General features: G+C 61.4%; 19 protein-coding genes. 12 read left to right on the plus strand and 7 right to left on the minus strand.

Going from position 1 to position 21,663, the window contains the following annotated elements; translation table 11 throughout:
* Positions 1 to 6: 6 nt before the first annotated feature.
* The 7 genes from PLANPX_RS12680 to PLANPX_RS12710 all read left to right on the plus strand — a co-directional run bounded on the left by PLANPX_RS12680 (position 7) and on the right by PLANPX_RS12710 (position 7,961).
* A complete protein-coding gene (locus tag PLANPX_RS12680) occupies positions 7 to 993 on the plus strand; it encodes a glycosyltransferase family 2 protein (protein ID WP_152099093.1) in 987 nt (328 codons plus the stop codon).
* Positions 993 to 2,072, plus strand: a complete 1,080-nt coding sequence (locus PLANPX_RS12685; protein ID WP_152099094.1) for a lysylphosphatidylglycerol synthase transmembrane domain-containing protein — start codon at positions 993 to 995, stop codon at positions 2,070 to 2,072. Before PLANPX_RS12680 ends, PLANPX_RS12685 begins: the two co-directional genes overlap by 1 nt.
* Positions 2,065 to 3,405 carry an NAD(P)/FAD-dependent oxidoreductase gene (locus PLANPX_RS12690; protein ID WP_152099095.1) on the plus strand — a complete coding sequence of 447 codons (1,341 nt, stop codon included), beginning with the start codon at positions 2,065 to 2,067 and terminating at the stop codon, positions 3,403 to 3,405. The genes PLANPX_RS12685 and PLANPX_RS12690 overlap by 8 nt, the downstream gene beginning before the upstream one ends.
* A gap of 48 nt (positions 3,406 to 3,453) precedes the next feature.
* Positions 3,454 to 5,334, plus strand: coding sequence for a hypothetical protein (locus tag PLANPX_RS12695; RefSeq protein ID WP_152099096.1), 1,881 nt, complete (start codon positions 3,454 to 3,456; stop codon positions 5,332 to 5,334).
* A gap of 61 nt (positions 5,335 to 5,395) precedes the next feature.
* Entirely contained in the window at positions 5,396 to 5,734 is a 339-nt protein-coding gene (locus PLANPX_RS12700) for a transporter (protein ID WP_152099097.1), read from the plus strand.
* An 84-nt stretch (positions 5,735 to 5,818) separates the two neighbouring features.
* Complete coding sequence (locus tag PLANPX_RS12705; RefSeq protein ID WP_232536385.1) at positions 5,819 to 6,145, plus strand: YbjQ family protein; 327 nt, start codon at positions 5,819 to 5,821, stop codon at positions 6,143 to 6,145.
* Between the two features lie 262 nt (positions 6,146 to 6,407).
* Positions 6,408 to 7,961: a serine hydrolase gene (locus PLANPX_RS12710; protein ID WP_152099098.1), complete on the plus strand. Its 1,554-nt coding sequence runs from the start codon at positions 6,408 to 6,410 to the stop codon at positions 7,959 to 7,961.
* 123 nt (positions 7,962 to 8,084) lie between these two features.
* Here the strand turns inward: PLANPX_RS12710 and PLANPX_RS12715 are convergent, their stop codons facing one another.
* From PLANPX_RS12715 to PLANPX_RS12725, 3 genes are all read right to left on the minus strand, one after another.
* Entirely contained in the window at positions 8,085 to 8,456 is a 372-nt protein-coding gene (locus tag PLANPX_RS12715) for a hypothetical protein (RefSeq protein ID WP_152099099.1), read from the minus strand.
* A 73-nt stretch (positions 8,457 to 8,529) separates the two neighbouring features.
* A complete protein-coding gene (locus PLANPX_RS12720; RefSeq protein WP_152099100.1) occupies positions 8,530 to 9,012 on the minus strand; it encodes a DinB family protein in 483 nt (160 codons plus the stop codon).
* Between the two features lie 230 nt (positions 9,013 to 9,242).
* On the minus strand, positions 9,243 to 10,817 hold the full coding sequence (locus PLANPX_RS12725) for a sulfatase (protein WP_232536386.1): 1,575 nt from the start codon (positions 10,815 to 10,817) through the stop codon (positions 9,243 to 9,245).
* 140 nt (positions 10,818 to 10,957) lie between these two features.
* On the opposite strand from PLANPX_RS12725, the gene PLANPX_RS12730 reads away from it, so the two are divergent.
* The gene (locus PLANPX_RS12730; RefSeq protein WP_152099101.1) at positions 10,958 to 12,313 is read left to right on the plus strand and encodes a sulfatase-like hydrolase/transferase; all 1,356 of its coding nucleotides are present in this window, start codon (positions 10,958 to 10,960) and stop codon (positions 12,311 to 12,313) included.
* Between the two features lie 184 nt (positions 12,314 to 12,497).
* Here the strand turns inward: PLANPX_RS12730 and PLANPX_RS12735 are convergent, their stop codons facing one another.
* A complete protein-coding gene (locus tag PLANPX_RS12735) occupies positions 12,498 to 12,926 on the minus strand; it encodes an OsmC family protein (protein ID WP_152099102.1) in 429 nt (142 codons plus the stop codon).
* Between the two features lie 402 nt (positions 12,927 to 13,328).
* Here PLANPX_RS12735 and PLANPX_RS12740 point away from each other — a divergent pair, with 402 nt between their 5' ends.
* Together PLANPX_RS12740 and PLANPX_RS12745 are read left to right on the plus strand one after the other, a co-directional pair.
* Entirely contained in the window at positions 13,329 to 13,532 is a 204-nt protein-coding gene (locus tag PLANPX_RS12740; RefSeq protein WP_152099103.1) for a hypothetical protein, read from the plus strand.
* Positions 13,533 to 13,613: 81 nt separating this feature from the next.
* Positions 13,614 to 14,006 (plus strand): HPF/RaiA family ribosome-associated protein, encoded by a 393-nt coding sequence (locus PLANPX_RS12745; RefSeq protein ID WP_152099104.1) that lies wholly within the window; start codon positions 13,614 to 13,616, stop codon positions 14,004 to 14,006.
* Between the two features lie 157 nt (positions 14,007 to 14,163).
* Here PLANPX_RS12745 and PLANPX_RS12750 read toward each other — a convergent pair whose 3' ends face one another.
* Together PLANPX_RS12750 and PLANPX_RS12755 are read right to left on the minus strand one after the other, a co-directional pair.
* Positions 14,164 to 15,231, minus strand: a complete 1,068-nt coding sequence (locus tag PLANPX_RS12750) for a cobalamin-independent methionine synthase II family protein (protein ID WP_152099105.1) — start codon at positions 15,229 to 15,231, stop codon at positions 14,164 to 14,166.
* Between the two features lie 17 nt (positions 15,232 to 15,248).
* Entirely contained in the window at positions 15,249 to 16,010 is a 762-nt protein-coding gene (locus PLANPX_RS12755) for an NTP transferase domain-containing protein (protein ID WP_172992029.1), read from the minus strand.
* Positions 16,011 to 16,540: 530 nt separating this feature from the next.
* Between PLANPX_RS12755 and PLANPX_RS12760 the strand changes: the two genes are divergently transcribed.
* Positions 16,541 to 19,288, plus strand: coding sequence for a hypothetical protein (locus tag PLANPX_RS12760; protein ID WP_152099107.1), 2,748 nt, complete (start codon positions 16,541 to 16,543; stop codon positions 19,286 to 19,288).
* Between the two features lie 105 nt (positions 19,289 to 19,393).
* Here PLANPX_RS12760 and PLANPX_RS12765 read toward each other — a convergent pair whose 3' ends face one another.
* Positions 19,394 to 20,014, minus strand: a complete 621-nt coding sequence (locus tag PLANPX_RS12765) for a TetR/AcrR family transcriptional regulator (protein ID WP_152099108.1) — start codon at positions 20,012 to 20,014, stop codon at positions 19,394 to 19,396.
* Between the two features lie 416 nt (positions 20,015 to 20,430).
* Between PLANPX_RS12765 and PLANPX_RS12770 the strand changes: the two genes are divergently transcribed.
* Positions 20,431 to 21,663: an efflux RND transporter periplasmic adaptor subunit gene (locus PLANPX_RS12770; RefSeq protein WP_172992030.1), complete on the plus strand. Its 1,233-nt coding sequence runs from the start codon at positions 20,431 to 20,433 to the stop codon at positions 21,661 to 21,663.

Genomic DNA, 21,663 nt, shown 5'->3' on the forward strand with positions numbered 1-21,663 from the left:
ATTGCTATGCAAGACTCCTTCGATCAAGCTCCCACGCGAAATCTGCTTTCGGTCATCGTGCCGTGTTACAACGAGCAGGAAGTTATTGAGACGACGCACGCGCGGTTGATGGAACTGTTCGCGACGCTCGATCTCGATTGCGAGGTTATTTACATCAACGACGGCAGTCGCGACCGCACGTTGGAGATTCTGAAGCGCCTCCAGCAGTCGGATGATCGCGTGCGGGTGCTGTCGTTCTCGCGGAACTTCGGCCACCAGCTTGCCGTGAGCGCCGGCATCGACGCCGCGGCCGGCGACGCGGTGGTGTTGATCGACTCCGACCTGCAAGATCCGCCAGAGCTGATTCCCGAGATGGTCGCCAAGTGGCGCGAAGGCTACCACGTCGTGTACGGCGTACGAGCGCAACGCGCGGGCGAGTCGGCCTTCAAACTGCTGACCGCCAAAGCCTTCTACCGGATGATCAACGTCATCTCCGACGTGGCGATTCCGCTCGATACGGGGGACTTCCGGCTGATGGACCGCCGCGTGGTCGCTGTGTTGCAGAACATGCCGGAGCGTGATCGCTTTGTGCGCGGGATGGTGAGCTGGGTCGGCTTCAAGCAATTCGCATTGCCGTACGCTCGCGCGGAGCGCGCCGCCGGCGAGAGCAAGTACCCGTTGCGGAAGATGCTGTTGTTCGCGCTCGACGGCGTCATTTCGTTTTCGCTCGTGCCGCTGCGGATCGCGACGGCATGCGGTTTCCTCGCAGCGGCGATGGCGGTACTCGGCATTCTCTACGCATTGTTCTTGCGGTTGTTTACCGGCAACTGGGCGCCTGGCTTCACGCTGCTGTTTATCAGCATCTTCTTCCTTGGCGCCGCCACGCTGATGAGCTTGGGGATCGTCGGGGAGTACGTCGGTCGCATTTACCGAGAATTGAAACGTCGCCCGCTCTACATCATCGACGAGCGGCTGGGATTTCGGAACCGCACCCTGGCGACGCAGGTTGATTGATGAAGCATTGGACGCCGGCCCGGGCGCTGCAGCTGACGATCGCGATTGGCATCACGATAGCTTTCCTCTATCTGGCCTTCCGCCGCGTCGATCCACGTGAATTCTGGAGCGCTGTGCTGCAGGCGAGCCCCGTGCTAGTCGCCGCGGCATGTGCGTCGTGCGGCGCTGGCTTGGTCGTTCGCGTCACCCGTTGGTGGTGGATGTTGCGGCAAACGCAACCTGCCGTTGCTTGGCGAAATTGCTTCACGCCGTTCATGGGCTGCTTGGCGCTGAACAACTTGCTGCCATTTCGCGCTGGCGACGTGGTGCGAGTGGTGGCGTTTCGCGAACGGTTGGGAGTCACCTCGAGCACGCTGCTGGCGACGTTGGCCGTGGAGCGCGTGCTCGATGCGTTCTGCCTGCTGGCGTTATTCGCCTCGTTCTTGCCGTACCTCAGCCGGAGCATTTTGCCGCCGGCCGGCCAAACGGCTTTGGTCGTGTTGGCAGCGGCGACGATCACATGCGGCTTGCTAGCGCTTTTCGCGCTTCGCCCGTTGCGGAAACTGTTGGGCTGGATTGCCACGCTCGGCATCGTGGAGCGGCGGCCATTCGCTGGGAAGACGCTCCATTACATCGACGGCGTCTTCGCCTCGATGCAAGACGTCGTCGGCCCGCGATCGCTGGTGGCGCTCTTATTCCTCTCCGCTGCCGTCTGGCTGTTCGAAGGGGGGATCTTTTTCTTCGTGGCTTGGTCGCTCGGCATCACGGCGCCGCCTGTCGCGGCTTGGATTGCGATGACGCTCGCGTCGTTGTCGACGCTGATTCCGAGCAGCCCCGGCTACGTGGGGCCCTACCACTACTTTGCGATTCTCGGCATCTCGACGTTCGGCGTGGCCGACCATCACGCGGCCGCGTTCGCGGTCGTGTCGCACGCGATTTTGTATTTGATGATCACCCTGTGGGGGGGCGGACTGCTCATCGCCGCGGGCGGGTCGTCACGGCTTCGCAAAGCGAGCGAACTTTCCGCTGGCGGCGATTCGCCGGCGGACGAACCTATAGGCGATACCACCACTCAACGTTCGATCACGGTTAATGGATAAGACTTGCATCATCATTGGCGGCGGGTACACCGGCCTCTCGGCGGCGTTTGAGCTCGTTCGCGCCGGCATCAAGCCGATTGTCTTTGAGGCAGACTCGCAGCTCGGCGGCCTCGCCGGTAGCTTCGACGTTGGGGGCGTGGAACTCGAGAAGTTCTACCACCACTGGTTCACCAGCGACACGCACATCAGCGACCTGGTGGCCGACCTCGGCGAGACCGATCGCATCGTCTACCGGCCGACCAACACGGGAATGTATTTCGCGAACCGCGTGTTCCGCTTGAGCACGCCGCTCGATTTGCTGAAGTTCTCGCCGCTGAGTTTCTTCGATCGCATTCGCATGGGCAAAGTAGCGCTCGTCGCGCGGCGGATCAAAGACTGGAAGCCGCTGGAAGACATCACCGCGGAGGCGTGGCTACGCAAGGTTTGCGGCAATCGCGTCTACGACGCAGTGTGGGGCCCGATGCTGGCCGGCAAGTTTGGCCCGTTCGCCGACAAGATCTCCGCCGTGTGGATGTGGAACAAGTTCAAGCTGCGCGGCGGCAGCCGTGGCAAGGGGGGAGCCGAGAACCTGGCCTACTACCGCGGCGGTTTTGCGGCGCTCTCGCAAAAATTGGCAGAGCGCGTGGTGGAACTTGGCGGCGAAGTTCACACCTCGACGCCGGTCCAGGAAATCGTCGTGCGCGACAAGCGCGTCGTCGGCGTTCGTACCGCCGATGGCGTAGTGGAGGCCGACGCCGTCATCGCAACGCCGGCGCTGCCGCTGATCGATCGGTTGGTTGGCTCCGAGCTGACGGAGGCCGAACAGAAGAAGATTCGCTCGATCGAGTATCTGGCGAACGTCTGCTTAGTGCTGCGGTTGAACCGCAGCCTCTCCGGCACCTATTGGCTGAACGTCGCCGATCCCGAGTTTCCCTACGTCGGCGTCATCGAGCACACTAACTTTGAACCAGTCGAAGCTTACAACGGCCAGCACATCGTTTATTTGTCGAAGTATCTGCCGGAGTCGTCGGAACTGTTCCGGATGACCGACGACGAGGCGCTCGACTTTAGCATTCCGCACTTGCAGCGGATGTTCCCGGAGTTCTCGCGCGACTGGATTGTGGCGCACAACGTTTGGAAAGCCCGTTACTCGCAGCCGATCGTGACGCTCCGATATTCCGAAGCGATTCCGGCGAGCGAGACGTCGGTGGACGGTCTCTACATCGAGACGATGGCCCAGGTTTACCCGGAAGATCGCGGTACGAACTATGCCGTTCGCAACGGTCGCCGCATCGGCCGGGAAGTCGCCGCGAAGCTGAAGCAGGGCAGCGGCGTCGCCGCATCGCGCGCGTAGCGGCGGCCGTCGGTCACGTTCGCTAATCCGATTTACGCAGGGAATACGATGAGCAAAAGCGTCGTTGCGTCGGACTCGTCTCCTCAGGCCGGAGCGCTGGCTAGCGAGCAATCGCTCGACTGGCGCTGGTTGGCAGTGAGCGGCATCGCGCTGCTCGCATTGCTGAGCTTGGCGGCCAACCCCTCAATGCCTTGGGAGTCGGATCACGCGACGAAGGCCGCGCAGATCATGGAAATCGCCAATCGGCGTGATTTCCTCCTGAGCGACGACCTACCCGACTACTACCGGCTGCGGCTCTTCCCGCTCTACTACTCCGTCTCCGGGCTGATGGAATACGCCACGGGGGCGGAGATCTTCAGCCTAATGAACTACACGAGCGCCGTGTGGGGAGCGATCGCCGGCGTCGCCCTGGCTGCGGCGCTCCGCCGCACGTTCGGCGTTCATCCGCTGTGGACGACGTTCGTGCTGCTGGCGATGCCGCTGTTCGTCATTACGTTTTCGTACGGTAACGAAATCTCTTGGGCGCTGGGATTGTTCTGCTGCTCACTGGCGCTGGCGGCGCGTCCTGGCGTGGCGTCTCAAACGGCGGCTGGCGCGGCGGTGGCGGCGGCGGTGATGTGCCGGCTCGACGTGGTGTTGCTAGCGCCATTCTGGCTCGGGTGGACGCTGCTATTCGGGCAGGGCGAAACGCCGCAGGCGTGGTGGCGGCGGTTGATTGCTCCCACGATTGGCTTTCTGGTGGTGTTTGCTGTCGTGTGGATGCTGCTGGTGCGGCGCCCGCCGGTTGACGACGCTTCGGCGACCTTCGGCTTCAATTTCAATCCGCTGTTGGCGGTTGCGTACTTCACCTATCCATTCAACCCGTCGATTGTTCTCGTCGGCGGCATCGGTTGGCTATTCCTCTGGAAGCTCCGCCGGCCCTACGCACTCGTTCACTTGTTGCTGCTCATTCCCGCCGCATACTACTTCCGTCACTTGTCGACGCCGAAGTACATCATTTGGATGTTAATCTTCTACGGCCTGCCGACGGCTGTGCTGTTGCAACATGTGCGGCGGTCGTTCCAGGCGGCCATCGTGGCCTTCATCGCGATTTGGGCTGTGTTCGGAATTTCAAACTACGGCGTTTTCGGACCGGCGCAAGCAAGCCTGTGGTATGTGCCGACTGCCGATGGACCTTGCCCAATCGGCGGCTACGTCGACTTCTACCGTCGCGAACACCGCGGCGACTACCAGAGCAAGCAGCAAGCATATCTCGACCAGATGCGCGAGCTGGTCAAGCGCGGCCATCAACCCGATGACAAGTTCCGCGTCGTGGGGCATTGGTCGCACGTGGCGCTGCCGTTCTTGGGGGCGAGCGGCGAACTTGGCGATGACGAGAAACGCCGGCAATGGGAAGAGTTTGCCGCAAGCTCGCTGAAACTCGGTGGCGACCTGAACGACAACGGCCAACGGTTGCTCATGTCGCAAACCGGCTACTCCGATCTTTCGCACACTACCGAAGAGTTCGCGACGCAAATCCGCGATTGGTTGGGCAAAGGCCAAGTGCGGGCGCATCTGCTGCGCGAGGGCGAACTCATTCCGCTTTGGATCGAGATCGGGACGAGTGTGCCGGAGAACGAGAATCCGGACCTGGGCAAGCGGCTGCTCCGCTTCCTGGAACTCTACCAAAACCAGATGGTCTTCCCACAGCAGCAGTTCGTCGGGGCGTACAAATCGAGCGCCTGGGTTCCTGCGAGTCGCGTGAGCGAACTGCAGGCCACTGGCGAACCCCTGTACCAAGACGCCGAGGCGGCCGCGTTCGACCGGGCCGTCGAGGGCGCCGAGTTGTACGGTTTCCCCTGGCCGGAGCGGTATTACCGAATGAAGTCGCCGAAAGTTCAGCACAACCTGAAGAAGTCGGGCGACGCGGCCAATCCGCAAGCCAAGTAACCGCCTGGCAGGCCATCGCCTGGCGTTGGCGAGAGCGATCTATGAGCTACCTTTGCCAGCCATGGACAAGCAAACTCTTGCCATTCTCGTGACGATCGGCTTCAGCCTCGTCGGCGTGATCGGCGACTACTTTCTGAAGCGGGCTAGCCTCGCGGAGCATTCGCTTCGTTCGGGGTGGTTCTACGTCGGCTTTATCGTCTACGCCTCGACGGCGTTCGGCTGGGTCTTCGTGATGAAGCACCTCAAGCTGGCGACGGTTGGCGTTGTGTATTCGGTGTCGATGATCCTGCTCCTCTCCGCCGTTGGAGCTATCGTTTATCGGGAAACGCTCAACGCGACCGAACTCGTAGGAATCGGCCTCGCCATCGGGTCGCTCGTGCTACTGATGCGTTTTGCCTGACGCCGAACTTTGCCGATGGCGAATCGTGCCGTCGATCGAACTAATAACCGATTCCAAGCGAATCAACTTTCTAGGAACCAAGAGATGATGATCGTCACCACCGGCAACCAAATCAGCGGCTACGAAATCACCGATTACCTCGGCGTCATCCGCGGGGTCGTCGTTCGCTCGCCGAGCATCACGCAGGGGATCATGGGCGGCTTGAAGCAGATCGTCGGCGGCAACATCGAGTCGTATGCGCAGATCTGCGAGGCGGGCCGTGAGGAAGCCTATGTGCGGATGGAACAGCACGCAGCCAGCGTTGGCGCCGACGGCGTCATCGGCATGCGGTACGACGCCTCCGGCTTCGCGGAAGGCGTGACGGAAGTTCTCGCCTACGGCACGGCGGTGAAGTTGCAGAAGGTGCAGTAAGCGGTTTGCTGTCGCGTCGAACAACCGCGCCTGCGAACGGCGCCGCTGCCGACAGTTAGATGTTCACGACGGTCTGTTCGAGAGAATCCTCGAGCAGGCCGTTTTTTCTTGCGCCGGATGCGCTGCTCGTCGCTCGGCTTGCTTGCATCGTCGAGAAGTTGAGCCTTGCCGCTAACCGCAGCCGTGCAAAGTCGGCCACGTTGCCGTAGGATATCCGCAGTCTGTGGTCGGATTCCAACAACTCTCTCAGCAGAGGGCGACGATGCCGCGATTTGCTTGCTTCACATGGACGATGGCGTTGGTTCTCGGGTGGTGCACGCAGAATGCTGCTGCGGCCGACGGCGCGGGCGACAGAGTTTCGCGAGAACGCGTGCAAGCAGCGATCGCGAAAATCGAAAAGCTCGCTGAGCAAACGATCAAGTCGAACGGCGCGCCCGGCATCGCGATTACGGTCGTCCACCAGGATGAAGTGATCTACTCGAAAGGTTTCGGCGTCCGTGAAGCGGGCAAGCCGGAACTGGTCGACGCCGATACCGTCTTTCAGATTGCCTCGATGTCCAAGCCGCTCACCTCGACGGTGCTGGCCCGAATGGTCGGCGACGGCGAAGTCGGCTGGGACGATCGCATCGCCGATCATGACCCCGGCTTCGTCATGTACGAGCCGTACGTTACGCACGAAGTGCGGCTTCGCGATATGCTCTGCCATCGCAGCGGGTTGCCAGATCACGCGGGCGATCTGCTCGAAGATATGGGCTACACGAAGGATGAGATTCTCCATCGGTTGCGTTATCAGCCGCCGAGCAGCAGCTTCCGCGCGGGGTATGCTTACACGAATTTTGGCTTCAGCGAGGCTGGCTACGCCGCCGCGAAAGCGGTCGACGCGGATTGGAACGCCGTCGCGGCCGATCGCTTGTTCAAGCCGCTTGGCATGAACTCGACCAGTTACCAGTTCGCCGACTACGATAAGGCGAAGAACCGCGCGAAGATCCATGTGCTCGTCGACGGCAAGTGGACGCCCAAATACACGCGGCAGCCCGACGCCCAGGCGCCCGCGGGCGGTGCGAGCTCGACCATCAAGGATCTCGCCCAGTGGATGCGACTGCACCTCGCTGAGGGGAAGTTCAACGGCAAGGAAGTGATCAAGGCCGACGCCCTCGCCGAAACGCACACCCCGCAGTTCGTCACCGGTTTTACGCCGGCGGAAGGGCGGATTGGCGGCTACGGCCTCGGTTGGAACGTCAACGACGAACGGGACGGGCGAATCACGCTGAACCACTCCGGCGAGTTCTCGCTGGGCGTTCGCTCGCAGGTGGCGCTGATCCCGATCGAAGAGTTGGGGATTACCGTGCTATCGAACGGCGCCCCGACTGGCGTGCCGGAGGGGATCTCGCAGAGCTTCTTCGACTATGTGCTCGACGGCGAGTTGCAGCGCGATTGGATGACGCTGGCCAATCAGAAGTTCGAGCAAATGACGCAGGATGATCAGGATCAGCTGGCTGATTACAGCCATCCTCCCTCCGACCGCGCGGCGCCCCTCAATCTGAAATCCTACGCGGGGAACTATCAGAACGACCTATACGGCGTTATCGAGATTGCCGAGAAGCAGGGAGGCCTCGTGTTGCGATCAGGCCCACAGCTGAATGAATTCAAGCTGCGGCACTGGGATCGCGACCTCTTTACCTATGAGCCAACCGGCGAGTCGGCTGCAGGGACGGCGGGCGTGATGTTCACGATTGGTCCGGAAGGAACGGCGGAGCGCGTGTCGGTGGAGAATCTCAATCTCAACGGCCAGGGCGTCTTTGAAAAAGCCGACTGATTGCCGCGTCCCCTAGCCTCGGACTCTTCCCAGGGGTCGGTATGCAGTTCGTGAGGCATCGCCGTACGTGACGCGACCCCCTGGCGGAGCCAGGGGCTAGAAATACGGACAACGGCTGCGGGGCTACAGCACGATCATCACTAAAAACCCGCAAGCAATCGCGGTGAGGACCAGCCCGAGGCAGAACAACACGTCGACGAGCAGCGTCATGCCAATCGCCCGCCTCCGTAGCGGCGTCCGTAGGGCGATAAATGAGATGATCGCGGAGCCAAGGTAGACGAACGACGTGACGGCGAGAACCTCGTCGCACAGCGTTTCGATCTCCGCCGTCGCTTTGATGACGCCGATCAGCCCGATGGCCGTGAGGCAAACGCCCAGCATGCCCGCCGAGACCGAGATGATGTTGAGTAAGTGATCATGCAGCTTGTCGTCGCTGTTGTGATCTTGCATCGGGATGTGCGTTGGCTCGTGGTGGTCGTGTGGCTCGTGAAGCATGGGGCTCGTTCAGTGAGTGAAAGCGGATGCCAATCCTGTGTGCAAACTCCGACCTTAGGCTCTCGTCTTGCCGCTAGAACAATGGCGGCCGACCGAGTTGACGCCGCACAATCACCCACTGCCCCGAGTGCATCAGCCAGTGGCTACCGGCCATCGAAAAGAGAGCCGCGACGGTCGGCGCCCAAAATATGCCTGTCTCGCGGCCCAAATCGGCGTCGCTTTGCTGGTAGAGGGCTTCGATCGTGGCCTGTTGCTGCACTTCGCGGGCGGCGAGTAGCTCAGCCTTCGTGAGCAGCTTCGCGGGATCGTCGACGCTCGCCGTCTCGGCGTTGTAGATCGACGTGAACCCCTCGGGCAGCGGCTTGAGGAATTTCGGCGCGCCCATCTCCAGATGATGATGGTCGGACCAGATGAGATGCCCGACTTGCCAGTTGATATGATTGGCGCCCGGGGCAGGGCGGTGGAGCATCTCAGCGTCGGTAAGATCTTCGAGGTAGGAGAGGGCGACCAGGGCGCCGCAATCGATCGAGATCTTGATGGCGTCGCGAGCGTTCATGGGGAGCGGCTCCGGGATCAGAAGACAAAGCGAAATCGAGGCGGCGCTGTCGAGCAGCGCCGCCCCGATAAGCTAGTTTGATCTGACGCGGAGGCCAAGAGGGGAATGGGGATTCGAATGCTGGAGTCGCAGGTTGCGTTGCGGTCAGGCAACACCATTGCACGACAGAAACATTCCGCGGAATCCCTCCCCTGGCCCCACCCTTCTAGGGAGGGGAGATCACGCGCTCGTCATTGAGCGGCGGCGGGGCGATTGTTCTTCTTCTTGCCTTTCCCCTTCGCCTGCCCTTTGCCTTGGCCCTTCTTTGCAACGACTTGCGGCTTCGCTTCGGGTTGCTTCGCTAAAATCTCGCGAAGCTGGGCGACGACTTCCGGCTGCTCAGCCGCGAGGTTTTTCGATTCCTCCGGATCGGCTTGGAAGTCGTATAGCTCGAGGATCGCCTCTTCGGCCGGCGCGCCCGGTGTCTTCCACTCGACGAGCCGATAGCGATCGGTCCGCACGGCGCGGCCGAGTAGTTTACCGCGCGGGAAGACGTGGAACGCAACGCCATCGGTGTGAGCTGATGCGTCGTTGAGGACTGGCGCTAGGCTGGCGCCGTCGAGTTCGTAGGGCAAGTCAATGCCGGCCAACTCGCAGAGCGTTGGGTAAATGTCGACCGTCTCGACGAGTTCCTTCGAAACTTCGCCCGCTCGAACGCCGCTCGGCAGATCGATGATGTACGGAATGCGGGCCGCTTGCTGGTAGTTGGTGTGCTTGCACCACATGCCGTGGTCGCCCAAGTGCCAGCCGTGGTCGCCCCACAGGACGATGATCGTATTCTTGTCGAGGCCGTTGGCTTTGAGCGCGTCGAGCACCTTGCCGATCTGGGCGTCGGTGAAGCTTGTGGCAGCGTAGTAACCGTGGATGAGTTTGCGTTGCAATTCGTCATCGACGGGGCCGCTCTCGGGAGCGTACTTGTACTGGCGGAGCTCTTGCCAATTCGTTGGCGCAAATTCAGGCGCGCCTTCCGGCGGCTTCCGCAGTTTCGCGAGTTCGAACTTCGCCGGATCGTATAGGTCCCAATACTTCGTCGGCGCACAGAAGGGAAGGTGCGGCTTCACGAAGCCGACCGCGAGGAAGAACGGCTCGTCCGGCTTTTCGGCGGCTGCAGCGAGGCGCTTCACTGCCTCCGCAGCGACCTGACCGTCGGCGTAGACTTCATCTTCAACGTCGGCCGATTCGTAAGCGGCGCCGCGCGGCAGACGTCCCGCTTTCTGCTCGGGCACGTTGGTGAAGCGAGCCTCTTCGCGCGTCCCCTCAGGAATCCGATTCTCTTCGAGCGCGTAGTCGCCTTGCCCGCGGAAGTGAGGAACGCTCCACGACGCTTTGTCGTCGAAGTTGCCGTGGCCGACGTGAAAAATCTTGCCGAGGTTTTCGGTGCGGTAACCGGCGTTTTTAAAGGCCTGCGGCAACGTTACTGCGTCGGGCTTTCCTTGGCGGAAGTTTGTCTGGAGATCGTAGATGCCAAGCGTCTGTGGGCAGAGGCCGGTGAGCAGCGAATTGCGCGACGGGGCGCAGACCGCCTGATTGCAGTACGCCGCGTCGAAACGGATTCCTTGTGCGGCGAGCCGATCCATATTCGGCGTTACGGCATGCGGATCGCCGTAGCAGCCGAGGTATGGTTTCAGATCGTCGATGCAAATTAGCAGCACATTGGGGCGATTGGCGTCGGCGGCCTGCAAATCTGCGGAGTTGCAAGCATATGTCATTGCCAGCGCGGCGATGATGACGGCCAAGCGGCGAGAAGTCGCGACGAGTTGTTTCATGGCAATTTCGAATCAGCCGCGACTGGCGGCGATGACTCCCAATCAAGACTGGTTGTGAGTAGGATCAAGTCGCTGGAGCAGCGCGAAATGACGGCAACGCTCCGTTCACTTTAACAGATTTGAGCGAGGCAAGTTTCGCGATGCATCGATATTCCGCATTTGTCACGGCGTTGGCCTTGCTGCTCGTGCTCCCATCGGTGGTGCAAAGCGCGGACCGCCCGCCGAATATTATTCTCATCATGGCCGACGATCTGGGCTACGAGACGATCGCGGCCAACGGCGGCGATTCTTACAAGACCCCGAATATCGATCGACTCGCTGCGGAAGGGGTGAGGTTCGACGATTGTTACGTCCAGCCCGTTTGCACGCCGACGCGCGTCGAGCTGATGACGGGGCTCTCGAATGTTCGCAACTACATCGAATTCGGCGTGCTCGATCCTGAAGCGAAGACGTTTTCGCAGTTGTTTAAACAAGCGGGCTACGCCACCGCGATCGCCGGCAAGTGGCAGCTGGGGCGGAAGCCTGGTTTGCCGCAACATTTTGGCTTTGACGAATCGTGCCTCTGGCAGCAAACGCGCCGGCCGCTGCGGTACGCGAATCCTGGGCTTGAGTACAACAACGAGGAACGCGATTTCACCAACGGCGAGTACGGACCTGATCTCATTAACGAGTTCGCGCGCGACTTCATCACGCAGCATAAGGACCAGCCGTTTCTACTCTATTACCCGATGTTGCTGACGCACGACCCGTACGTGCCGACGCCCGATAGCCCCGACTACAACCCGCACGCCAAGGCCGAACGCGAAGATCAAGCTCCGCGGCATTTCGCCGAGATGGTGGCGTACATGGACAAGGAAGTCGGCAAGATCGTCGCCCACGTCGACGAACTCGGCATTCGCGACGAGACGATCATCATCTTCCTCGGCGACAACGGTACCGGCCCGTGGATGACTTCGCAGTTCAAAGGGAAGCCGTACAAGGGCGGAAAAGGAACCAGCACCGCGCGCGGCATGCATGTGCCGCTCATCGTGAACTGGCCAGGCCACGTGCCGGCGGACAAGGTAAACGACGACATGATTTCAGCGGTCGACTTCTTTCCGACGCTGTGCGCGGCCGCGGGAATTTCCATTCCTGCATCACTGAAACTCGACGGCCAAAGCTTCTGGTCGCAGGCATTGGGCGAAGCGGGGACGCCGCGCGAGTGGCGGTACTCGTGGTTCTCCTCCGACGGCGGCGAGAACAACAAGCGGGAGTTTGCGATGACGAAAGAGTACAAGCTTTACCGCGACGGGCGTCTGTTCGATCTGGGGGCCGATCCCTACGAGGAGAATAAGCCGCTCAAGCAGTCGGCGCTGAACGACCAGCAGCAGGGAGTCGTCAAGCAGCTGCAAGACGTGCTGGCGTCGTACAAGGACGCACGCCCCGCGAAGTTATTGAAGCCGGGGCAGCCGCTGAAGAAGCGCAATGCGCCTCAGAATCCTAAAGCGAGCGAGTAACGTAGCACAGCTAATCCTAGCCCCGGGCTCCGCCCGGGGGTTGCGTCACGCACGACAACGCCTGCTCGAATGGCGGCCGACCCCCGGGCGGAGCCCGGGGCTATAAATGCATTAGCTGAAAAAGGAGAGGGCGAAGCTATCCGCTCCGCCCTCGCGCTCATCGATCTCTTTCAACCGCTGACGGCTAGTTCACCAACTTCGCGTCGAGCGTAATCTCCGCCGCAGCGAGCACCTTCGAAACGGGGCAGTTTTCCTTCGCTGCCTTGGCGATCGCCTGGAACTGTGCCTCATCAAGCCCCGCCACCTTCACGGCGGTCTTAAGCTTGATGCTCGGAATCTTGAACCCTTCGCCATCCTTCACGAGGACGACGTCGGCGGACGTTTCGATCTTCTCCGGCGGGTGGCCTGCCTTCGTGAGGGCCCCGCTAAGGGCCATCGAAAAGCAGCCGGCGTGAGCGGCGGCGATCAACTCTTCGGGATTCGTGCCCTTTCCATCCTCAAAGCGAGACTTGAACGAGTAGGGGCCTTCCCAGGCCCCGGTCCCGAGCTTCATGGTCCCATTGCCGGACATAATATCGCCGTTCCAAACGGCGGTGGCGGAGCGTGCGGGCATGGTATTTGTCCTTTTCCTGTTGAGGAGTGGGTTTGATTAATCGTGCGGGAGGCAAGTTCGTTTTGGCTCGCGCCGCGCGACTGCGATTTTAGCTGAAGGAAGCGACCGTGGCAGCCGGCCGCACGCTCGCAACGTCTGACTCGGCCATCGCGCCAGCTGTCCACAATGCTCCGCTGCCCATTGTGGCGCCTCTTGCCGAAATATTTGCAGCGGCCGCCATGGGTCCAGAAGAGGCCAAATCTTGGTCAGTGGTTGCCCAGAGACCAAGCCCGCGGGCGGAGCAAGGTCGCCTGGCCTGGTTCCTCGATTCTCTATCTAGAACCGCCCCCCGCCGGCCTTTCTGCGGCGTTCCACGTCGCCGGCCGGGAGTCCAGGGTTTTCCCGGCCGGCACGCCCACAACTTTGTGGAAAAGCGAAACCGCCCAGGCATGGGATTTGCTCGCCGATGAGCCGCTTGTCGCCGGTGCGTACGGCCCGGGCGGCGTCTGTTTCTCGCTACGGCCGGAAAAGTCGTCGCCCTTTGACGGCGAGGAGATCGACTGGCGTTTGGAACAACTGTTTCAAACGGAACGACTCGTCGGGACCGATAGCCGCGACGAGCTATAATTACTTGGTGAGTTCTCGGCCGCCTTGTCAGGCTTTTCCGACGGCCGAGCTCCCGGTGGTCCTGGTAGAGGAGAACGCAACGTGCAAGTTCAAGTTCACACCGACAACCACGTCAATGGCAGCGCTGGATTGACCAGCCATGTAGAGGACGTCGTGTCGGCTGCGTTGAGTCGATTTGGGAACCGCGTCACTCGCGTCGAAGTGCACATTGGCGACGAGAATGGTCACAAGGGAGGCAATCACGACAAGCGTTGTGCGATGGAAGCTCGTCTCTCTCATTTGCAGCCAATCGCCGTGACAGCCACGGCGCCGAGCGTCGACGCCGCAATTCACGCGGCCGCTGAAAAGCTACTGCGGACGCTTAGCAAATCGCTAAATAAGAAGTACGACGCGAAGGGCCGTACATCGACGGCCGAGTTTGCCGCCGTGCAGCAGGTTGAAGAAGATGTTGAGGAGTTTGCCCTCGAAGATTAAATGTGGGCTCGTTCGTTGCGAGTCTTCACTTAACCAAGTTCAAGACCAGGCCGCGGGAGGCAACTTCCGCGGCCTGTTTTTTTGTGAGCGGGTTGTGCGTGCTATCCGCGGGCGCCGCCCGCGGCTTTATGGCGAGGGGCACGCTTTGTACAGCGCTCTACGCGTATTTCTCGCGGAGCCGCCGGGCGGCGGCGACTTGGTTCTTCAGCTTCGTATAAACCTCGTCGATGCTGACCACCGCCGCCGAACCCGGCGCAAAGCCGCAGTCGGGATTGAGCGTGATCCGCTCGGGCGCCAAATGCTTGAGCGCCAACTCGACGCGATCAAAAATCGCATCGGCCGAGTCGATGCAACCTGGTTGGCAACTCACGCATCCCAGGCCGATCTCGAAATCTTCTCGCAGTTTCCCAAACACGGCCATGTCTCCTGCGCCGGGAGCGGTAAACTCCATCGTGAGATGTTGCACTTGCAGCCGATTGAGCTGCGGGATGATCGCATCGTAACCGCCGCTGTGCTGCAACTCGCCGCGACCGCGAGCACCCGCGCGGCGGCATAGGTGCACCGCGAGATGAACGTCTTTTACGCCTGAAACCACCTGGTTTGTCATCTCGACGGCGAAGTCGGCCGCGCGGTCTGGATTCTCGTACTGCCGCCGTACCTCGGGATCGACGAACAGACACAAATGGGGATCGTCGATTTGCACTACCGACGCCCCTTGCTTCTGCAATAGTTCGAGCTCGCGCTGCAAGATCGGTACGCACGCTTCGACGAACGACTCGCGCGTCGGGTACGCCTTTGCGGAGAGCTTGGCGTCCCACATCCGTTCGCCGAGCAGGGCGGGCGCGGGAAGCGTCGCCTTAATTTGTCGTTTGGTGATCGAACTGAGGAACTCCGCTTCGCGGGCGATGAAGCCTGGATTCTTCGGCGACAGTTTGTCGACCACGATCGTCCATGGCCGGCCGTCGGCCGGATTGCGGCTCAGCTCGAAGCCGTGGGCCAGTTCCGCAATGACGCCGATGTAAGACTTCCGCCACCATTCGCCGTCAGTCACCACGTCGAGGCCCGCGCACTCTTGCAGCGCGACGACCGATCGCACGGCCCCTTCCATCCAACGGTGGTAGTCGCCCGGCGAGCCGGTGAAACCGTCCGAGATGAGATCCTTCACGTATTCGGGCCGCGGCATCGAACCGACGACCGACGTGGGGAACAATACTGACCCGCCCATGGCTCGCTCCAAAAATGCTAGACCCCGCCGCTAGCCCAGTTGCGGCGGGCGAAATCAAAGTCTTGTTGCGTGTCGATCTCGATATATCCGCCGGGCGTATCGGTGTGGCCAAACTGCTCGCCCGCTTCGATCATCGACTGGAACAGCTGAATGAGGTACGCCTTCTCGAATGTGCGGCCGTCGCGGAATTCGCCCACGGCGAATTGTTCGCGCGCTGCGTGGTAATGCTGCTTCAATCGCTGAGCGCCTGCAGCAGTGAACTTCGCCACGCCGGTGAACTCGCCGTAGGCTTCGCCTTCGGGGATCTTGCGATCAACTCGCGTGACCAACCCGCCGGCGACCGTTGCCTTTTCGGCATCGTCCGACGGGTGCTCGGTCCGTTCGCCGTAGCGGTTCAGCCACTTAGTATCGATCGACAGCGTCATGTCATCGCGACTAGCGAGCAGGCCCTCGATCACCGAGGGGCGATACAAAATATCGGAGTAGCTGCAGATGAACGGCTCGTCCATGAGGTCTTCGGCGAAGAAGAGCGAGGCGAGAATGTTGTTCTGCTCCCAGGCGTGGTTGTGACGAAAGTCGAACTCGGGATACGCGGCGCGGAGTTTCTCGATTTGGTAGCCGCCAATGTACGCGACGTCGGTGACGCCGTTCTGTCGAAAAGCTTCGACTGCCCAGTCGATAATGCGCATGCCGCCGACTTCGGCAAAGCACTTGGGAGCGTCGGCAGTGGTCGGCATCAACCGGCTGCCCCGGCCGGCGCCGATGATAATGGCACGCATGGCGATCAAGTTCCGAACGAAAGGTGATGAGAAGCGGCCGGTATCGTAACGGAGTCGCGGGCGAGTCGCAAACCGCTTGGGGTTGTGCTCACGCGAGTTGTGCAATTCAAAAAGATTAACCGCCAAGGACGCCAAGAGCGCCAAGGGAATACAGAAGAATCTAGGAACCGCAGATGGACGCAGATCAACGCACGTATGTTTAACTGCGTCCATTGGCGGGTTCAACCTCCCCGCATTCCTTGGCGGTTCAAAAATTTGCAGTACTTCCAAGGCATCGGCAATAAACCGGCGGCTACAGCGAATCGCCTACAACCACCCCACACTTTGGTCGCCGCATCCCAGCCACTCCACACCGGCCGATACGGCGAAAAACCGTCCCAATCGGCGTCTCCACAACGCCCAGCACCCCGAGAAAACCTTTAACTGATATCCCCCACGTCCCATCTCTAAAGTAGACTTTCGCACACGCGCATTTAGAGCAACCTGCGCCGTCGGTCTGTTGAACAATCCGTCTCGCTGGAGCTCTCGAAATGTCGATTCCGATTCGCTGCGTTTGCGGCCGTCATCTTCTTGCGCGCGACGACTTCGCCGGCGCGCGGGCTGAATGCCCCACCTGCGGGCGTACCCTGCAGATCCCTGCCGACCCGAGTGCGCGACGCCCGACCGCCGCTCCGGCCACGCCGCCGCCAGCAGCGCCTCCCGCGGCCGCCAGCGCGGCCCCCGATATCGAAGCGCTCGAGATCACCGAATTCCTCGACCCGCCTAACGAACCGAGCGGAGCCGCCGCGGCTGCCGGCGGGGCAGGGGCGCCTCCCAAGTCGACCAAGTCGGCCGCCGCGCGGATGTTCGAGGCGCTGCTCGATCCGCGCAGCATCCAATGGATGCTGATGATCGGCGGCGGGCTTTGCGTCCTCGGGTTCATCGTTTGGCTCGTCAGCCTCGGCGTCTTCAAAGATCCTCACGTTCTGGCCGTCGTGCTCGGCGTCGGCACGCTCGCGATTCTTGGCGCCGGTTGGTTCGTCGCTCTCCGCACGCGGTTCAAGGTCGCAGGGCAGGCGCTCACCTTCCTCGGCTGCGTCGTCGCTCCGCTCAACTTGTGGTTCTATCACGCACAAGGGTTGCTAACCGTCGACGGCCATCTCTGGGTCGGCGGCGTTGTTTGCTGTTTGCTCTACGCGGCGACGGTCTATGTGCTGCGCGACCCCCTCTTCATGTATGCGGTGGAAGTCGGCGTGACGCTGACAACGCTGCTTCTGCTGGCCGACATGGGCAAGATTACTGATGCTCCCATGCTGGCGATGTTCCTGATGGCCCTCGGCCTCATCTCGATTCACAGCGAGCGGGCTTTCTCGCCTGCCGGCGACGCTCAGTTCCTGCGTCGTCGCTTCGGGCTGCCGCTGTTCTGGTCGGGGCATGTGCAGATTGGCACGTCGCTGCTGATTTTGCTCGCCTCGCAGCTTCTCAGTTGGCTCCTGACGCCGGCGAAAGATCTGTTCGACATCGAATGGACCGGCAACTTGCTGACGACGAACCATTTGCTCGCCGGTGGGCTGTGGCTCGCGGCCGTCTACGCTTACCTTTACTCCGATTTGATCGTTCGCAAGATCGGCCTCTACCTCTGGCTGGCCGGTTTTTCGTTGGTGATGGCCGAGTTGACGCTGCTCGTCGGCTTCAATGTCCCCATGGAGTGGATCCTAGCCGTCATGTCGGCGACGGCGCTTGCGGTGAACTTTGGTTGGAGCCGATTCGCTACCGACGATCTCAAACTGGCCCGCATCGTTCCGCCGGTGGGGATGGCCCTCAGTTTGCTGCCGGTGGCGGCGGGGCTGATCTTGCACATCCGCGCCACAAGCGGCGCCTTCAACGCGATGGACTGGGGTTACAACACTGGCTTCGCGTTCGTTGTGGCGATGCTCATCGCCGCGGTTTGCAATCGAATCTCGGCGGCACTTTACCGCCGTAGCGACGCCCGTACCTCGCAGCTCTACTTCTTCCTGAGCGCGGCATGCGTGCTGGTGGCGGCAGCGGGGCAACTGCGTGATCGTGGGCTCACTGATTGGAGCGATCAGGCCCCGTGGCTGATGCTGATTCCGCTCGCCTACCTGCTGGGGGCCCGACTCTGGCGCGGCCACAGCGCCGAACGGCCGCTGTACTATGTCGCTCAAGCGGCTACCGGCATCATTCTGGCCGCCGGATTCATCGCGACGATCAAGGATCCGACCGCGTTTCGGCCGCTACTGGGTGAGCGCACCAGCTTGCTTTACGGCTTGGTCTTCACCGAAGCGGCGATCTTTTACTTGCTCGCTGGGTTCTTCAAACGCCGGAGCTGGAACACCTATCTCGCCGCGGCCGCGGCGTGCGGCGCCATTTGGCAGTTCATGGGCTACTACGGCATCGACGCCAGCTACTACACGATGCTTTATGCAGGTCTCGGTCTGGCTTGCCTCGTCGGCGCACGCTCGTTGGGACTGCAGCCGGTGACCGTCTACCGCGAGCGCTACCGTTCGGCGACAGTGCTGCGTGGTCGTGGTCTCGCATTGCTACAGTGCGGCCATGGCATCCTCACCGTCGCGGCGCTCGCGGCGTTGATGCAGGGCCTCGCCGGGCTTGCCGCTCGCGACGCGCAGGTGATCGACATTGTCTCGATCTTCGTGACCGCACTCGCAGCTGGGGCGGCCAGCTTTGTGGCGCCGCCAAGTCCCTGGAGGCGTTTGTACGCCACCGCGGCGGTCGCCCTAGCGGCAGTGGGGTTCCTGCGACTCAATATCCTCATCAATCTAAACGGCTGGCAGAAGTTCGAAATCTTCGCCGTCGTCGCCGGAGCGATCATGCTCGCCGCGAGCCATTGGGCTCTCTTCCGCGACACCGACACGCAGCATGACGACTCGGTGAGCATCGGCCTCACGCTCGGCAGCTTACTGGTTGCGGGCACGCTGCTAGTCGCCGTCCTCTACAACCGCTGGGCGGGCGACGGACCGTCGCTGTACGACGAACTCGCGCTGCTGACGTTCACCATTATCATGGCAGTGACCGGCGTCAGTTGGCAGATTCGCGCGACGACGCTCTTCGGCGGCGGCGCGCTCGCCATCTACCTCGTGGTGCTCGTAACGACGCTCGCTTACCGGCCGCAAGTTGCCGTGGGCGTCTACCTTGCGGTTGGCGGCGGCTTGGTCTTCGCCACCGGCATCGCGCTGAGCGTCTACCGCGAGAAGTTGTTGCGGCTGCCGGAGCGCATCTCTAACCGCGAGGGAATCTTTAAGATCCTCAACTGGCGGTAAGGTATCGCTTCAAGGTAAGAAAAAAGCCGCTGGAGCCACGTCGGGCTCCAGCGGCCTATTTTTTATGCCAACGGCGTACGTTCTGATCCAATGGTGCCGACAGGCTTACTTCTGCACCGCCAAGCCATTGAACAGAATATCAATCATCGCCGCCGACCGCTCCGACAGCGGGCCCTTGCTTTGGCCTTCGAAGTAGTTGAAGAACATCGCTCCGAAGACGAACCGCGACAGCGTGTCTTGAATCTCCGCGACTGGGATCGGCCGGATCTCGCCCGCGTCGATCAGCTCCTGCAGCCGCACCGCCCATTCAGCCTTTCGCTTTTCGTCATGCTCAAAGAAGAGCGACGGCCGGCGATTGCGGAACAGCGACCGCTCTTCGATGATCAATTCCACGACTTCAGGCCGCGAGTCGAAGAATCGCAAAATGTCGTTGATGCACGCCCGCATTTCTTGCAGCGGCGGCAGGCCTGACTTCTTCGACGCATCGACGGCCACGATCATCTGATCGCGGGCATGCGCCACAGCGGCGAGGAACAACGCCTCCTTATTACCGAAGTGACGGTAGACCGTTCCCTTGCCGATGCCGACGCGATCGGCGATCTCCTGCACGTCGGTCGAGTTGTAACCGTTGGCGGCAAACGTCACGATCGCCGCGTCGAGAATCTCGAGCGAGCGTTCAGCGTGCGGCGTTTCGCGGCGTTCAGGGGCGAGGGACTCTGTATCCATCGTGTCTCGAAGTGGTGAAGTGACCTGTGGCGATCTCTTCTATATGGTTCCGCGGGGAATGTGACAATCTATTTGCAAATCGGCCAGCTTGAGCGAGTTGAGTTCTACCTGCTCGCTGCACGTTGGTTTCGACCCGTCAGCAGCTAACTAATCGACGCCAAATGCCGCGGTTTGCCGCAGTTTCTGGCACCCTGCTTAAAATCGGCCGTGAACCTCGGTTGGCTGGCGGCCGTCTTTCAATATTAGCGTGGACGGGCGCGTCCGTCCACGCTATACTTGACCATCGGTCCGATCCTTGCCGCGAGTCTTCAGGGCAATTGGGGACCGAAAGCCCGCCTCCCAGACCCTTCCTACCTGAATCCAACCTGCCTGCGAAGCGGACAGTTCTGCGAATCACCCCCCGGTTTCAATCTCATATGTGTTCTCGTTCCTTGTGGATCGGCTCAGCCCTCGCCGCCCTGGCGCTGGCGGGCTGTAACAACGTCGCCAATCAAATGGTGAAGATGCCCCCGCCGGCCGTCACGGTTGCCAAGCCAGTGCAGCGGGAAGTCGTCCACCAGCTCGAGTTCACTGGCAACACTCGCGCCACCGAGGCCGTCGATGTCCGTGCTCGGGTCAACGGCTACCTGCAGAAGATCGGTTTCGAGGATGGCGCCGAAGTGCAGGAAGGCGACCTCCTATTCGTCATCGAGCCAGCGCCTTTCGAGGCCGCTCTCGACGCGGCGAAAGCCGCGTTGCAAAAGGCCGACGCGACGCTCGCGCTCGCCAATGCCGACCTCGCTCGTACCGAGCCGCTCGTCCAACGCGGCGCTTCCACGGCGCAGGAACTCGATATCAAGAAGGCCGACGTCGCCACCGCCAAGGCCGACGTCGCTTCGGCGAAGGCGGCGCTCACTCAGGCCGAACTCAATCTTTCTTACACGCAAGTAAAATCGCCGATCACCGGTCGCGTCTCGCGGCACATGGTGGACATCGGCAATCTCGTGCAAGCTGAAACGACGATCCTCACCCGCGTCGAAGCGTTCGCTCCCATCCACGCCTACTTCGCAATCAGCGAAGCCGACGTCGTGGAGCTGATGCAGAACACGACGGGTTCGAGTGCAAAAGACCTCGAAGCCAGTCCGCTCAAGCTCTACTTGGGGCTCACCGGCGAAAAGGGCTTTCCCCATGAGGGCAAGCTCGACTTCGCGGAAGTCGGCATCGACCCGCAATCGGGCACGCAAATGCGGCGCGGCATTTTCCTCAACGAAGACCGCAAGCTGGTCCCCGGCATGTTCGTGCGTTTCCGTCTGCCAGTCGGCAATCCTGCGCCGGGCTTGTTGGTTCCCGATCGCGCGATCGCGACCGATCAACGCGGCGAGTACGTGCTGGTCGTCGACGATAAAGACACCGTGCAGTACCGGCCGGTGAAGCTCGGCATGCGCGTCGCCGACATGCGAGTCGTCAAGGAAGGCGTTGGCGCCGACGATTGGATCGTCGTCAACGGCCTGCAACGGGCCCGTCCAGGCGCCACAGTGAAGCCGGAACGCGAAGGCGAACTCCCGGAAGCGAAGCAACTCGATGCGGCGAACGATCCGGCCGTCCCGGCTGCTGAAGCGCAGCTCACCACCACTGCCCGACCGAAGGCGTCGGCCACGGGGGGGAATTAA

The sequence above is a fragment of the Lacipirellula parvula genome (assembly GCF_009177095.1).
Taxonomy (GTDB): Bacteria; Planctomycetota; Planctomycetia; order Pirellulales; family Lacipirellulaceae; genus Lacipirellula; species Lacipirellula parvula.